The organism is Desulfobacterales bacterium, assembly GCA_028704555.1.
GTDB lineage: Bacteria > Desulfobacterota > Desulfobacteria > Desulfobacterales > JAQWFD01 > JAQWFD01.
On sequence record JAQWFD010000002.1, the window covers coordinates 132,311 to 147,890 of the forward strand.

At 47.6% G+C, this 15,580-nt stretch carries 12 protein-coding genes; 8 read left to right on the plus strand and 4 right to left on the minus strand.

Annotated elements, in window-relative coordinates:
* Positions 1 to 26 precede the first annotated feature (26 nt).
* The 3 genes from PHQ97_01660 to PHQ97_01670 form a co-directional block, all read right to left on the minus strand.
* A complete protein-coding gene (locus PHQ97_01660) occupies positions 27 to 1,643 on the minus strand; it encodes a zinc-ribbon domain-containing protein (GenBank protein ID MDD4391439.1) in 1,617 nt (538 codons plus the stop codon).
* A 281-nt stretch (positions 1,644 to 1,924) separates the two neighbouring features.
* Entirely contained in the window at positions 1,925 to 2,650 is a 726-nt protein-coding gene (locus PHQ97_01665; GenBank protein ID MDD4391440.1) for a hypothetical protein, read from the minus strand.
* 73 nt (positions 2,651 to 2,723) lie between these two features.
* Positions 2,724 to 2,915 (minus strand): hypothetical protein, encoded by a 192-nt coding sequence (locus PHQ97_01670; protein ID MDD4391441.1) that lies wholly within the window; start codon positions 2,913 to 2,915, stop codon positions 2,724 to 2,726.
* Positions 2,916 to 3,508: 593 nt separating this feature from the next.
* On the opposite strand from PHQ97_01670, the gene PHQ97_01675 reads away from it, so the two are divergent.
* The 8 genes from PHQ97_01675 to PHQ97_01710 are packed head-to-tail and all read left to right on the plus strand — an operon-like array spanning position 3,509 to position 14,037.
* Complete coding sequence (locus PHQ97_01675; GenBank protein MDD4391442.1) at positions 3,509 to 3,817, plus strand: gamma-glutamylcyclotransferase; 309 nt, start codon at positions 3,509 to 3,511, stop codon at positions 3,815 to 3,817.
* An 11-nt stretch (positions 3,818 to 3,828) separates the two neighbouring features.
* Positions 3,829 to 4,095 (plus strand): hypothetical protein, encoded by a 267-nt coding sequence (locus tag PHQ97_01680; GenBank protein ID MDD4391443.1) that lies wholly within the window; start codon positions 3,829 to 3,831, stop codon positions 4,093 to 4,095.
* A gap of 28 nt (positions 4,096 to 4,123) precedes the next feature.
* Complete coding sequence (locus tag PHQ97_01685; protein ID MDD4391444.1) at positions 4,124 to 4,306, plus strand: excisionase family DNA-binding protein; 183 nt, start codon at positions 4,124 to 4,126, stop codon at positions 4,304 to 4,306.
* Positions 4,303 to 7,575: a helicase-related protein gene (locus PHQ97_01690; protein ID MDD4391445.1), complete on the plus strand. Its 3,273-nt coding sequence runs from the start codon at positions 4,303 to 4,305 to the stop codon at positions 7,573 to 7,575. The genes PHQ97_01685 and PHQ97_01690 overlap by 4 nt, the downstream gene beginning before the upstream one ends.
* On the plus strand, positions 7,572 to 8,237 hold the full coding sequence (locus tag PHQ97_01695) for a DUF4391 domain-containing protein (protein MDD4391446.1): 666 nt from the start codon (positions 7,572 to 7,574) through the stop codon (positions 8,235 to 8,237). The genes PHQ97_01690 and PHQ97_01695 overlap by 4 nt, the downstream gene beginning before the upstream one ends.
* Complete coding sequence (gene dinD, locus PHQ97_01700) at positions 8,234 to 9,097, plus strand: DNA damage-inducible protein D (GenBank protein MDD4391447.1); 864 nt, start codon at positions 8,234 to 8,236, stop codon at positions 9,095 to 9,097. Before PHQ97_01695 ends, dinD begins: the two co-directional genes overlap by 4 nt.
* A gap of 1 nt (position 9,098) precedes the next feature.
* Positions 9,099 to 10,973 carry a site-specific DNA-methyltransferase gene (locus PHQ97_01705; GenBank protein ID MDD4391448.1) on the plus strand — a complete coding sequence of 625 codons (1,875 nt, stop codon included), beginning with the start codon at positions 9,099 to 9,101 and terminating at the stop codon, positions 10,971 to 10,973.
* A 13-nt stretch (positions 10,974 to 10,986) separates the two neighbouring features.
* A complete protein-coding gene (locus tag PHQ97_01710) occupies positions 10,987 to 14,037 on the plus strand; it encodes a DEAD/DEAH box helicase family protein (protein MDD4391449.1) in 3,051 nt (1,016 codons plus the stop codon).
* A gap of 758 nt (positions 14,038 to 14,795) precedes the next feature.
* On the opposite strand, the gene PHQ97_01715 is transcribed toward PHQ97_01710, so the two are convergent.
* A complete protein-coding gene (locus PHQ97_01715; protein ID MDD4391450.1) occupies positions 14,796 to 15,368 on the minus strand; it encodes an inovirus-type Gp2 protein in 573 nt (190 codons plus the stop codon).
* Positions 15,369 to 15,580 lie beyond the last annotated feature (212 nt).

A 15,580-nucleotide genomic window follows, 5' to 3' on the forward strand; every position in this document is an offset into this window, starting at 1 on the left:
AACAGGATTTAATGGTGGAAACAAAGTCAGAAAGCCTCTCGAAGCTTTTTCTCTTTCTTTTCCTTATTCTTGTAATAGCGGCTAATATTTTCATTCCTCTCGTTTAAAATGGGCTTGAACCAATATGAGATTTCACAATACTCATCAGATATTCTTTTTATGTTTATCTCAAAGTCCTCGTATTCTTTTTTTCCCACTGATGTTTTTGACTCAAAGCTAAACTCGCCATATTTGTCTTGATAGATGCCGAGTATGTCTTCATAATCATTATGGGAAGATTCAATTAATACACCGTAGAACTTGTCCAACCAAAAAATGTAATAAATCCCTTCTAAACCAACGTGTTTTATTTCCAAAACGTCATTCTTTATAGTGTATACGTCCCCGTATACTTTTCGTCTAGAATATCGCACGCGCTCTCTAAGATATTGACTTTTGTCTTTTAGCTTTCCTAATGCGTTAAACTCGTATGGCTCTTTGTCTGGCACAATGTCCTTTAGTGTATATATATAAGTTCCCCACTTTATTCCACGAAAACCAAATGCAGGGCCAAGTTGCTCATCGTCTTCTGGAAAGCTTATTCTGCTATCTACTGAGACATTGCTTTCATCCCTTCTTTCTAACGTTAAATTAATCATGTATACCACTAATATACTTATGATTATGCCGATTCCGGCCCATTTCAGAATTGAAAGCCTGTTTTTTTTTATCGCCTTGACTTGCACTGTGACTGACGCAGGTGAGGTCTTAAATCTTCTATCCCAAGTATGAGATTCTTCTCGTTGTCCTCTTATAGCAGCCGAAGCAACCAATAGTGCTGCTCCAACAACTAACACAGCCCATCCCCATTGCAGCTCAACGGACTCCAGCGCCGCATCAGCGAAGCCTTTAAATGGGTTGCCTTCCAATTCAACATTCATCTCTTTCTTTATTTGAGTCATTTTTGATAAATAGTGAAAAGTCGTAAAAGCTAACATTGCCAGAGAGCCGAATCCAGTGCACCATAGCCCCTTGTATCTGTGTGTGAGACTCAAGAAAGCAGATACCAATGCAAACGCAAGGATGATGCCTCCGCCTCCTCTCCCATTGTGGAAATAGTTTGCATACCCAACAATGGGTAGCTTCACTATTGGCATAAAGACCCCCACGAAGAGGACGATTGAACCGGCTATGCCCAATAAATGTTTAATGCCTTTTACCTTCTTATATTTTATCCAGGCCTTTGTGGTGGAGGGTTCTCCGCAACGTGGACAAAATAGCTCGTTTGGGGATATGCCCTTGCCGCATGAGCTGCAAACGATAGCGGTTTCTTCTGCATTTTGTTCTCCGGATGACCTTTCAGCCTTATTTTGTTTTCTCTTGAGTTTTTTGGAACCTGTCTCAGTTAGTTCTTTGGTAAGACGTGTCTTATATTTGGCAAAAATCAGCCCACATTTTTCACACTCAACTCCCCTAAGCTGTATATGTTCACATTTTGGACAAACTATCTCACCTGCTTCTGGAGTACATTGCTGTTTGCCAGGCTCTTTCTTAACGGAGAACTGCTTCTGGCATTTAGGGCATTGTGAATTTGTCCCTTTATCAGAGAGTTTAGAATCATCTATGTGATAAATTGTTTGACAATTCGGACATTGGGCATTCATTACCATTCTCCTAATTCAAGTCCTTCCCACCACAAGGCAGATGATATTAAATTACTTTAATATGTGATTTAAAGGGGTTAGCAGTCAATCTATCTATTTTGTTCTTGTCTCTTATTCTTCCTATCAAGATTCAAGAGCAATTTTGCCCTCAATCCCAACAAATGTTTCATGGACAGGGGGCTATGTAGTTTAATTGTCATCGATAGAGTAGCACCTACCGCCAAGCTCACTTGGACCGAGGGCAGCCAAACCCTTGGGATCAGGTGAAGCGAAGCGTCAGGTTAGATTTTTTTTATTTTATTATACTTGAGCCAATGAGGTAGTTTATTTTTGTCTTCAAAGTGTAAAATGATATTTATTGAAATTTCTGGGTAATTTTCATCATGTGATTGTAATAAATCAGACCAAATATTCTCAGGATACATACCTGTATTGATATTTGATTTGTTTTGATCCTTTGTTGTTACATGAACTATTTTATTTCTTAGCTTCCTCAGTCTAATATAAGCTTCCCACAAAACCGTTCCTTTTGGAGTTTTAACATTGAGTTGTTGAGGTAAAACATTTCCAATTTTTTCATCTAGAGACAACCATTCAATTCGTTTACTACTTAAGGCACCATAAATCCCAGATTTAAATTTTTTTTCATAATATTTATCTTCAACGATTTTATCGTTTGCGTATGATTCAAGTGCATTAAATGAAAATATAATTGATGCAATTGTATATTCGAAATAATTAAATAATCCTGTAAACTCATCATTTAAGCATGATTTAATAATCTCGTTATATAATGGCTTTGACGATTTAAAATTATTAAATGCTATAGATAAAAATAATGCAGTCGGACTTGGAGGAGGAAAACTGACTTCGGTAGAATCTTGTATTGTGGAAGTAGGTGAATAGCATGCTGTTCCGGCTGATATTTTCTTACCCTTAATAAAACAATCTTTTGTTACTTGTGATACATGCTTGGTTCTCCAATCAATATCTTTTGCAGTTTTCATGTTTTTATCCGTAAATCTAACATTGTAATCAGCCGCCCGGCTTTTGGGGTCGGCTGGATTTATTGGTTATTGGTTATAGGTTTGAACCTTTTTTGTAGACAACGAGATTGAATTCAAATGCCAAGGCGATAACATCCCTCTTGCTTATTACGAGAACGCCCTCATTTGGTTCCTTGAGCACTATTTTCCTATTATCCTCATGGCCTTCCCACAAAACCTTTTCCACGTCATCGTCGTGCCATTCATGTAGTGTCATTACTTCCATTTTCTCACCTATAACAAGTGATTAAGTAGTTTCTGTTTATCTCCATGGACCAGAAATGGGTGACGACGAATTTCCGAGAAAATTATGTTGTTTATAACTGATTATCACTCATTTCGGAATGATAACCGGAAACCGTATAACTATTCACGAATTACGTTTTATCCATTTTTCTGCATGAAAAGCCAGCTACTGATAATTCAGGTACCGATGAGGAGTAGAAAATATTTCGAGATCAAATGAACTGGGATAATGGATAAAATCTTGTAGAGCTGAGGTGCTGTTATTTCTCTCGATAGGGAGAATATAAATAAGATGAGTAATTTGCAAGGGAGAATATCTTTTTCCAACTTTTTTCCGGTAATATGAAATTGCATACCTGTTGACATAACTTGCCAATGTTCACAATTGGATAGATACCGGAATAATGACAGATATGAAACAGACATCGCATAATTTTAAAAGGGCTGGCACGAGCTTGAGGTGCAGCCCATGACCATCCTCACCATCCGCCGTCACGAGAATGTGCGAGCGTCAGCAACAGCGCGCTTCATTGCCCAGAAACGCAAAGGGACCCTGCCCGAAGGAGTGAAAGCGTGAACATTGGAGAACCCTCAAAGCTGAACAAAATACCAGAAGACAGCCCGGCAGTCATCCTCCGGCCGTTCGTCTACGGCACACTGAAACTGGGATACTGGAACCACGAACGCTTCTGCGTCCAGCCTCAAAGCATCGAACCGGCCACCGTATGGGGCGGGCACCACCATCTCTCAGCAGGATTCCCGACTCTGGAGGTACCGGATAGTCTCATCTTGGCTCACGACACCGGCGATCCCATAGCCTACAGACACAGCGCCAGACCGACGGCCTACGTTTCGAGCGCCCCTCAGGTGACTGGGACCTGATCCAGGGCGAGTTGGTAACCTTCACCGACCCGCTACGCGACCTGACTCCAATCGACCGGTTGGAAGGCTTCCGCCCTGACGGGCTCAGTATGTATCAGCGGGTGATGGTTGCGGCAAAGGCTGAACATTCGATTTGCCCGCCTGGATTTACTATTTTAGAGGTCTTATCCGGACGAAAGCGTTTGACAATCGGCAACTGCCAAAATATACATGGAAGATGTTTTAAGTTGGAGAAGCTGCGCCCGGCATCCCCGTTTTCGCCTCTGACATGGCTATAAACCCAATCGCCCATGAGGAGCTAAAGATATGGCCGAGATGGAAGGCCCTTGGTTATCAGTAGACGCAATAGACAGGCACCTCGGGGTCAGCAGCAGTGACACCGTTTACCGCTGGATCGATAAGCACGCCATGCCCGCCCATCGCATGGGGCGTCTTTCGAAGTTCAAGAAAGATGAAGCGGATCGTAACAAAAAGGATTCGGATAAATGAAGATCATCGACAACATCAACTCTTTGCTGGGCGACGATCTGAAGGCTTCCATCCACCCCAAAGCCAAACTGAAAATTGCGGCATCGTGCTTTTCAATCTATGCCTATGAAGCCTTAAAGTCCGAGCTCGCGAAGATTGAATCGTTGGAATTCATTTTCACAGCACCGACCTTCGTTCCCAATGAAGTTACCGATAAGCTCAGAAAAGAGCGTCGAGAGTTTTTTATCCCCAAAGCCAACCGCGAACGTAGCCTCTATGGGTCAGAATTTGAGATTCAGCTTCGCAACAAACTCACCCAGCGAGCCATTGCCCGCGAGTGCGCCGAATGGATGCGCCGCAAAGCCAAATTTCGTTCTAACAAAACCAAGTCCCCGATGCAGCAGTTTGCCTGTGTTCAGGGGCCAGAGCAGGACGTTGCCTATATGCCTCTGCACGGCTTCACCGCCGTGGATTTGGGATATCAACAAGGAGATGCCGTTTCCAATATCGTTAACCGCGTAGATGAAGCTGCCTTTACCTCGACCTACCTTCAGCTTTTTGACCAAATCTGGAACGATCCGGGCAAGCTCGAAGATGTCACCGCCGCGATCTGTGATCATATCGCATCGGTCTATCAGGAAAATTCGCCCGAACGCATCTACTTCCTGATGCTCTACAATATTTTCAGCGATTTCCTCAATGATATCGATGAAGACGTGTTACCCAACGACCGCACGGGCTACCAGGACACACTGGTCTGGAACAAACTTTTCAATTTTCAGCGCGATGCCGCCATAGGCATTATCAATAAGCTGGAAACATACAACGGCTGCATCCTGGCGGATAGCGTTGGTCTTGGTAAAACCTTCACGGCGCTGGCCGTTGTGAAATATTACGAACTGCGCAATCGGTCAGTGCTTGTTCTGTGCCCCAAAAAACTCGCGGACAACTGGTTAAACTACAACAGCAACCTGACGACCAATATCTTCTCCAAGGATCGCTTCAATTACGATGTGCTGTGTCACACCGACCTTTCCCGCACCTCGGGTGAGTCGTTTGGCATTCCTCTGAATCGGATCAATTGGGGCAACTATGATCTGGTCGTCATCGATGAATCCCATAACTTCCGCAATAACGATGCCGTTAAAGACCGAGAAACCCGATATCAGAAGCTGATGAACCAGGTCGTCCGCCAGGGCGTTAAAACCAAGGTCCTGATGCTGTCTGCCACTCCGGTCAACAATCGATTCAATGACCTTCGCAATCAACTGGCCCTGGCCTACGAAGGCGACTCCGAAAATCTCAGCAAGAAGCTGCGCACGGGCAGAACAGTAGAAGAAATCTTCCGCAACGCCCAGACGGTATTCAATCAGTGGTCAAAGCTGGCCCCGGAGGATCGTACGGCGCGAGCTATCTTGGATTCCCTTGATTTTGACTTCTTTGAGTTGCTGGATAGCGTTACCATCGCCCGTTCGCGAAAGCATATCCAGACCTTTTACGACACCAGTGACATAGGCCAGTTTCCCGAGCGCCGCAAACCCCTGTCGTTTCATTCTCCACTGACCGGGCGCACGGATGTCATGAGCTTCAATGAAATATTCGAACAGCTCTCGCTGCTTAAACTGGCCGTCTACGCCCCGATCAGCTACATCCTTCCCAGTCGTCTCAAAAAGTATGAAGACCTGTACGACACGCAGGTGGAAGGCGGCAAAGGAAAGCTCAAGCAGGCAGACCGCGAACGAAGTCTGCAGGCATTGATGACGACCAATCTGCTCAAACGCCTGGAAAGCTCGGTCGAAGCCTTTCGGCTTACGCTGCAAAGTCTGCATAACAACCACACCCGCACCCTGAATAAAATTGATTCATTCAAGGTCGCAGGCCGTGCTGACAGCATTTCCGACTGGACCGGTAGCTTGGCAAATCTTGAAGCCGAGGAAGATGACATCCCCGTTTTGGAGGACGCAGAAATCGGCGGTAAGGTCAAAATCAACCTGGTCGACATGGATCTTCCCTCATGGGAACATGACCTGAAGGTTGATCTGGAAGTTATTAACGCCTTGCTAAGCTCCATGGCAAAAGTCACCCCCGAGGACGATGCCAAGCTGCAACACCTGAAAGCCCTGATCCTCAGAAAGATTGAAAATCCCATCAATGACGGCAACAAAAAAGTCCTTATTTTCACAGCGTTTGCCGACACGGCCAATTACCTTTACAACAACCTGGCGGATACCCTACTGGCAACACAGGGGCTGCACACCGGAAAAGTAACCGGCAAGGATGCGCCGAAATCAACCCTCAAGAAGAACTATGATTTCCAGTCGCTGTTGACGCTTTTCTCTCCTCGCGCCAAAGAGAAGGCTCAGGTGCTGCCAAATGAACCAGCTGAATTGGACCTGCTGATCGGCACCGACTGTATCTCCGAAGGGCAGAACCTTCAGGACTGCGATTACCTGGTCAACTATGACATCCACTGGAACCCGGTCCGCATCATTCAGCGATTCGGTCGGATCGACCGTATCGGCTCCATCAATAAGACCATACAGCTTGTCAACTACTGGCCCGATATTTCTCTGGATGAATACATCAATCTCAAGGAACGGGTCGAAAACCGGATGGTCATTGCCGACGTGACGGCCACCGGCGACGACAACGTCCTCACGGCAAAAAGCAACGAAATTTCGTATCGGAAAGAGCAACTCCGGCGTATGCAGGAAGAGGTGATCGAACTGGAAGACCTTAAAACAGGTGTGTCCATCACCGATCTTGGTCTGAATGACTTTCGCATGGATCTGCTGAACTATGTCAAAACCAATGGTGACCTTGCCAACATGCCCAATGGCATGCATGCGGTTGTCCCCGCCAGGCCTGAAGTGGGATTGCACTCCGGCGTCATCTTCGCACTGCGCAACCTCAACCATGGCGTCAACATTAACCAGCAGAACCGGCTGCATCCCTACTATTTGATCTATATCGCAGGCGATGGGAAGGTTATCGCCAACCACACCGAGGTCAAATCACTGCTCGACCTGGTGCGCTCCAGCTGCAAGGGTCAGGGAGAACCCATTCAGGCCGTATGTCGCTTGTTCAATCAGCTAACTGATGAAGGCCGCGACATGAAAGCCTGTTCCGACCTGCTAAGCACTGCCATCCGTTCTATGATCGACGTCAAGGAGGAAAAGGACCTCGAAAGCCTGTTCTCGGGCGGCAAAACCACGGCCCTGGTAAACACAATCGCCGGACTCGACGATTTTGAGCTCGTCGCCTTTCTTGTTGTACAGGGGGAAGGATGACAGCCGTGCTCTTCGACTATCCAAAGAACGCCGCCTTCGGACGCGTGCTGCCCAAGAACAAAATCTATGAGCACGGGAGCCCCAGCACTGCGGTCAAGGAGCTTTTTGTCCGGCAGGTGGAACAGATTGTCTGGCAATTTAAACTTGCTCCGGAAACCGTCAACATCAAGGGAACGCAATCTGTACCGGAAATTCAGGTATTCAGCATTTCCCTTAAGGGGGGCGAGCTGAAAACAGAGGTGCTGCGCTGCATCGACCAGGCGATTCCTTTCCCGATCCTCTTTGAGCTGCGCAATGACGGGAAAATCATGTCCATCGCCGCTTTCAAGAGGCCAAGCGAAGCTGATTCGGCCAAGTGGGTCATCAGCGAATACTTTAAAAGCGGCTGGTTTTCAAATGATACGCCACGCAAACCCCTGCCGATGGTGTTTGACCTCGAAGCTCTGTACGCCCACCTGCTGACGCCCCTGATGCCACATCCGGCCCGCCAGGGAGAAAACTTTCAGGCCCGGGTGGAAAGAATGGAGCTAATCCGTTCCCGGAAGCGCGAGCTGGAGAAATGCGAAGCCCGTCTTCGGAAAGAGAAGCAATTTAACCGCAAAGTCGCAATCAATGCCGAGTTGCGTGACCTGAAACAAGAACTTGAAGGATTGACCGCATGAAATCAGACGCTATTCAGCAACTGAAGAACCACTTTGACGCACTCAGCCAGCGTATACCCGATGAAAATGTGGAATTCTGGTTCGCCCGGGACCTTATGGAGCCGCTTGGCTACGCCCGTTGGGAAAACTTCCAGACTGCCATTAAGCGGGCCATAGAATCTTGTGAAACAACAGGTTACGCTCCGGACAACCATTTTCGTGGCGTCACGAAAATGGTCAGGCTGGGCAGCGGGGCCGAGCGTGCCATCGATGATTTCATACTCACCCGTTACGCCTGCTACCTCATCGCCCAGAACGGCGATCCGCGCAAGGAGCCCATCGCCTTTGCCCAGAGCTACTTTGCCATTCAGACCCGCAAACAGGAGCTGATCGAAGACCGGATGCGCCTGCAGGCCCGGCTGGATGTCCGTGAACGGCTGCGGGAGTCGGAAAAGACCCTTTCACAGAACATCTATGAGCGTGGTGTGGATGACGCCGGTTTCGGCCGGATTCGTTCCAAGGGCGATGCCGCACTCTTTGGCGGCCATACCACTCAGGTTATGAAGGACCTGTACGGAATCACCAAAACACGCCCGCTGGCTGACTTCCTGCCGACCCTGACCATAGCCGCAAAAAATCTGGCGACCGAGATGACCAACCACAATGTCCAGCAAGAGGACTTGCAGGGCGAACATGCGATAACCAGCGAGCATATTCAAAATAACGTCAGTGTGCGCGATATGCTCGGCCAGCGTGGCATCAAACCCGAAAAGCTCCCGCCGGAAGAGGACATAAAGAAGTTGGAACGTCGGGTGAAATCCGAGGAAAAGAAGCTTGAAAAGCAATCCGGGAAACTGCCCGAACAGAAGGATGAGAATTGATATGGAAAAGATGAAAATGCACTCCCCGAACCTGACCCAGGAAAACATCGCCCGTATCCGCGAGATCTTTCCCGACTGCGTGACCGAGGCCCAGAGCGAAGACGGCAAGCTGAGGCTTGCGGTCGATTTCGACCAGCTGCGGCAGGAGTTGTCCGAGTCCATCGTGGAAGGTCCACAGGAGCGTTACCACCTCAACTGGCCGGGCAAGCGGGAAGCCCTGCTCACCGCCAATGCGCCCATCGCCAAGACCCTGCGCCCCTGCCGGGAAGAGAGTGTGGACTTTGATACCACGAAGAATCTGTTTATCGAGGGCGACAACCTGGAGGCGTTGAAGCTGCTTCAGGAGACCTACCTCGGCATGGTCAAGATGATCTACATTGACCCGCCTTACAACACGGGCAATGACTTTATCTATGAAGACGACTTTGCAGAAAACGCGGAAGAGTTTCTGAAACGATCAAATCAGAAGGATGAGGAAGGCAATCGGTTGGTGGCGAATACAGAGGCCAATGGGAGGTTTCACTCGGATTGGCTTTCGATGATCTATCCAAGGTTGAAGCTGGCGAGGAATCTATTACGAGACGACGGGGTGATTTTCATAAGTATTGATGATGGGGAGGTGCATAATTTAAGAAAGGCCGCTGATGAGGTGTTCGGTGCAGATAATTTTGTAGCAAATGTCATTTGGGAAAAGAAATATGCTCCATCCAATGACGCTAAATGGTTAAGCGACACACACGATCATGTTCTCATATATGCCAAGGATAAAAACACATGGCGGCCTCAACCCTTGCCTCGGTCAGATGAACAAAACAGTAGATATTCAAACCGTGACAATGACCATAGAGGTAATTGGAAATCAAGTGATCTTTCCGTAAAATCATATTCTGCTAATTATGATTATCCAATAACTACACCGTCTGGCAGAACAGTTAACCCACCTCATGGGGCTTGCTGGCGTGTTTCAAAGGAGAGGTTTGCTGAATTAGTTGAAGATAACCGCATCTGGTTTGGCGAAAATGGAGACAATGTCCCGTCTATAAAGCGCTTTCTATCTGAGGTCAAAGATGGGGTGGTTCCGGTAACAATATGGAAGCACACCGATGTTGGACATAACCAAGTCGGCCGTCAGGAGCTTAAAAAACTTTTTGATGACAGAGGCTATTTCGACGGACCAAAACCGGTGAGTTTGCTTTCTCGGGCAATATTTATTGCTAACACTGGCGCAGATGGCGTCATCCTCGACTTCTTTGCCGGTTCGTCTACTACTGCCCACGCGGTGATGCAGTTAAATGCCGAAGACGGCGGCAACCGTAAATTCATCATGGTGCAGCTGCCCGAGCCGTGCGACGAAAAGTCTGAGGCATTCAAGGCAGGATATAAAACCATCGCTGAAATTAGCAAGGAACGCATCCGTCGAGCAGGCAAGAAAACTCTGAAAGATGAATGCCACGAGGGCTGGAACAAGGACATCGGCTTTCGTGTGCTTAAAGTCGATTCATCAAACATGGCCGACGTCTACTACGCGCCGGACGCCATCGAACAGAACCAGCTGAAAATATTCACCGACAACATCAAACCGGACCGCAAGTCCGAAGACCTGCTCTTCCAGGTACTGCTGGACTGGGGCGTGGATCTGTCGCTGCTTATTCGCAAGGAAACCATTCAGGGCAAGACCGTTTTCTTTGTCGATGAAAACGCCCTGGTCGCCTGCTTCGATACCGGCGTGAACGAGGACTTGGTCAAGGAACTGGCCGGGTTCGAGCCTTTGCGCGTGGTCTTCCGGGATAACGGTTTCGTGTCCGACGCCGTCAAGATCAACGTGGAGCAGATTTTCAAGCAGATGTCTCCGGGCACTGATGTGAAGTCCATTTAAGGGGGGGCATGGCATGAAACTGAAGTTTAAGATCCAGCCCTATCAGACCAGCGCGGTTGAATCGGTCGTTGACTGCTTCGCCGGTCAGGTGAATACCTCCGGAATTACCTATCGGATTGACCCCGGGAGAGGGCGTCTCCCTTTTGAACAATCCGGCTTCAAGAACGCCGATGTTCAACTGACCGATGGCCAGCTTCTTGAAAATATCCACGCCGTGCAGCGTCGGCAGAACCTCCCGTTGTCGGACAAGCTGGTGGTGAGCGCTGGCTGCAAGGTCAACCTCGACGTCGAGATGGAGACCGGTACCGGCAAGACCTACTGCTACGTCAAGAGCATCTTCGAGATGAACAAGCGCTACGGCTGGTCCAAGTTTATCGTGGTGGTCCCCAGTATCGCCATTCGCGAAGGCGTGCTTAAATCGCTGGAAATTACCGCCGAGCACTTTACGGAGAGCTACAGCAAAAAAGCCCGGTTCTTTATCTACAACTCTAAGCAACTTCACCACCTGGAGAGCTTTGCGTCGGATGCAGGCATCAATGTCATGGTTATCAATATCCAGGCGTTCAATGCCACGGGCAAGGACAACCGCCGCATCTATGATGAACTGGACGATTTCCAGTCACGCCGACCCATTGATGTGATCAGCAGCAACCGCCCCATTCTGATTCTGGATGAGCCACAGAAAATGGAAGGCGCAAAAACCCTGGAGGCGCTCTCCAAGTTCAAACCGCTGATGATCCTGCGCTATTCGGCGACTCATCGCACCACCCACAACAAGATTCACCGCCTCGATGCTCTGGACGCCTATAACCAGAAGCTGGTGAAAAAGATTGCGGTGCGCGGCATTTCCGTGAAAGGCCTGGCCGGGACCAATGCCTACCTCTATCTGGAATCCATCGAGATTTCCAAGAAGGCACCGGTCGCCCGCATTGAACTGGAGGTGCGCCAGGGAAATGGGATTAAGCGCATTGTGAAACGCCTGGAACGCGGCAAGGACCTGTTCGTTGAATCGAATGAGCTCGATCAATATCGCGGCTTCGTCATTGCCCAAATCGATGCCAATAACGACACGGTCGAATTTACCAATGGCCACGTTCTGTCTGCGGGTGATGCGACCGGAGACGTAACCGAATTGACGATGCGGCGGATTCAAATTCGTGAAGCCATCAAAGCGCACCTTGAGAAGGAGCAGCGCCTCTTCGCTCAAAACATCAAGGTGCTGTCACTTTTCTTCATCGATGAAGTCGCCAAATATCGCGATTACAGTCAGGCGGATGATCAGGGAGAATATGCCCGTATTTTTGAGGAGGAGTACGAACAGCTCAAGTCTGAATATTTAGGGGAGCTCGCACTCGATAACGAGGATTACCGCAAATACCTGACCGATATTCGGGTTGGCCGGACGCACAACGGTTACTTCGCCATCGACAAGAAAACGAAGAAGCTCACTGATCCAAGTTTTAAGACACGGGGTGAAGAGGCGGGACTCTCGGATGATGTCGATGCATATGATCTGATATTGAAGGACAAAGAGCGGCTTTTATCCTTCGAAGAGCCGGTCCGTTTTATTTTTTCTCACTCGGCTCTTCGTGAAGGTTGGGACAACCCCAATGTCTTCGTCATGTGCATGCTCAAGCATAGCGACAACACGATCTCGCGCCGCCAGGAAGTTGGCCGGGGCTTGCGGATTAGCGTCAACCAGCACGGCGACCGCATGGATCACCCGGCCACAGTTCACGATGTGAATATCCTGACCGTTGTGGCCAGCGAAAGTTATAAGGACTTTGTAGCCAACCTGCAGCGTGAAATCAGTGACTCGCTGTCGGCTCGCCCCCGCAAGGCGGACGAAGCCTACTTCACAGGGAAGGTCATTACCACTGAAACCGGAACATTGGAAATCACTCCGGTCATGGCCAAACAGATCTACAAATATCTGCTTAAGAACGATTATACGGATGATGCCACGGACCAGGTTGCCGAGACCTATCACCGGGCAAAAGCCGATGGAACCCTGGCGGCGCTCCCTCCTGAGCTTGCTCCTCATGCGGAACAGATTTTCGGGCTGATCGACAGCGTCTTCAGCGAATCCCAGTTGCCCGACGTGGGTGATGACCGTAAACCGAAGACCAACCCGCTGAATGCTAACTTCGAGAAGAAAGAGTTTAAGGCACTGTGGGACCGTATCAACCAGAAGGCCGTGTACCGCGTTGAGTTTGAGTCAAGCGAACTCATACAGAACTGCATCCGGACGCTCGACAAGGAGCTCCGGGTTACTCCTCTGCAGTACACTATCCAGGGTGGCGAACAGGTCTCTCAGGCAACCTACGATCAAGTAAAGGCGGGTCAGTCATTCGAAGTTCGTGAAACCGCTACGGAAGAATATAACGCCTCGATTCATACGATGGTCACCTACGACCTGCTCGGAAAGATCGCCGAAAACACCCAGCTCACTCGGAAAACAATCGCTGATATATTGAGCAACGTTCAACCCGCAGTTTTCAAGCAATTCAAACAGAACCCCGAGCACTTCATTGCTGAGGGGTCGCGACTGATCAATGAGCAGAAGGCCACGATCATCATTGAACGGCTGAGCTACGACAATATCGCCGAGACCCATGATATCGATATCTTCACGGCCGGACAAAGTAAGCAGGACTTCACCAAAGCCAGCGAGAAGCTGAAGCACCATATCTACGATTACGTGATTACCGACTCCAAGGTTGAAAGGGAGTTCGTGAAAGAGCTGGACACCAGCACCGAGGTGGTCGTTTATGCAAAGCTCCCCAGAGGCTTTCTGATTCCTACTCCCGTCGGCGACTACAACCCGGACTGGGCCATTTCTTTTAAAGAAGGCTCGATCAAACACATCTATTTCGTCGCCGAGACCAAAGGCTCCATGTCCAGCATGGAACTGAGGGCCATCGAGCATACGAAAATCGAATGCGCCCGCAAGTTCTTCGCAGAGATCAACCGCAAGATTGATCCAGAACACGTCAAGTATGACGTGGTGACCAGCTACGGGAAGCTGATGGAAATTGTCGGTATGGGAGGAGCAAGGCATTGACATCGGAAACCTCAATTCTCCATCCCTTGCGGAATATTTTGTAACTCGGACGGAGGGATTTCTATTCAAGATAGATCACAATATTCAGCAACGGCATCTCTGCTTGGGTATATCTATCAGTGTCGTCTTGCATTGCTGTAGTCTCTGAAGCGTTTGAAGTCAGACCCCGACATAGCGGTTACAATCGAATCGTTAGATGACGTTGTCTTTGAAAAAGAAGGAAACCCTACGGAAGTCATTCAAGTCAAGCGCCACGTCAATCGAAAAGCCAGCCTGACGAACACCAGCAATCCCATAATTTCAAATCATATAATCCGATGAGAATGATTAAGATCGTCAGTATAGTGCAGGCTATTTTCTTTTTCATGGGGATATTCATAATTCAGCGGAGAAGAAAAACCAACAAGAACTTTGGGGCGGATGTGAATTGGGGGAATTGATTCCAGGATTAAAAATCTTCGAAAAATTCCGAGCACGCCGTATTTTTGATCTGTAATGACTGCCGTAAAAATATCTCAGAGACTTTTTACCGCCTCTTGACCCGATTGTCCTTAACCGGTCAAGATAATTGTCGCACAATATGTCTGATATAATGGCCGGGCATCCCGTTTGATTCAAAATTGGCAGCATAGGTGACGAAGGAATCGTGATTAATGAATCCAATGCCCGCGTCACCAATGATTTGTTATTGGATGACCATACATCCGCGGTTACATGAGGTTATATATCCATGATGTTTATCTCGAATAGACAAAATTTTACAGGTTAGACATGCCCATTCCCCTCACCCCGGGAGGTGCGCTTCCTTTACTGTATACCTTCGCTAAATAACTGGCATGCTTAAAACAATCCTGACGTTGTTGTTCGAATTCAGGGGTATTCCTTCTGATCATGAGATCGATCCCTTTATGAACAAGCCCTTTCCCAACCACGCCTAAGCATCTTCCCCATAACTCTTCTGCTTTTTCAAAGACACGAAATGGGTTCTGTATCAGGTTACCGTTGAGAAGAAGCATAAAGTGGTAATGATGATTATCAGATGTTGCTTGCTCTCTGACCCATAAATAGAGGGGGTCTATTTTTTTTCGTTTCCAATAAACTGTTAACGTTTCTATGAATCTGGAAAGAAGCTCGTTGTTATTAGAAAAGTTGCCATATTGAGGATATGTTAAATCAAAACGGATAAATAGAACCTTATTATGTTTGTTGATCATAGTCTTTAAGAGGTTATCTATGGGTTCAAGGATTTCTTTATAACTGCCCTGCTCATTTTTATTGAAATTGTTGATGGTGTAGTGAAGATATTGGTCATCATTGATGATTGTTCTCATAACATTTTACTTCCTTGTCGTTATAGTATGTAGAAATAATTAATGACTTAATTTGATTATGTTATCTTGTCATAGTTATATTAAATAGGTTCTATTATATGTTTAATATTAGATAATTGTTTAATGTTTTAATATACTTAGATTTGATTTGAGGATATTAATGCTAATATAAATATATTACTATATACCTACTTCAGCGCCTTTGAATAGGC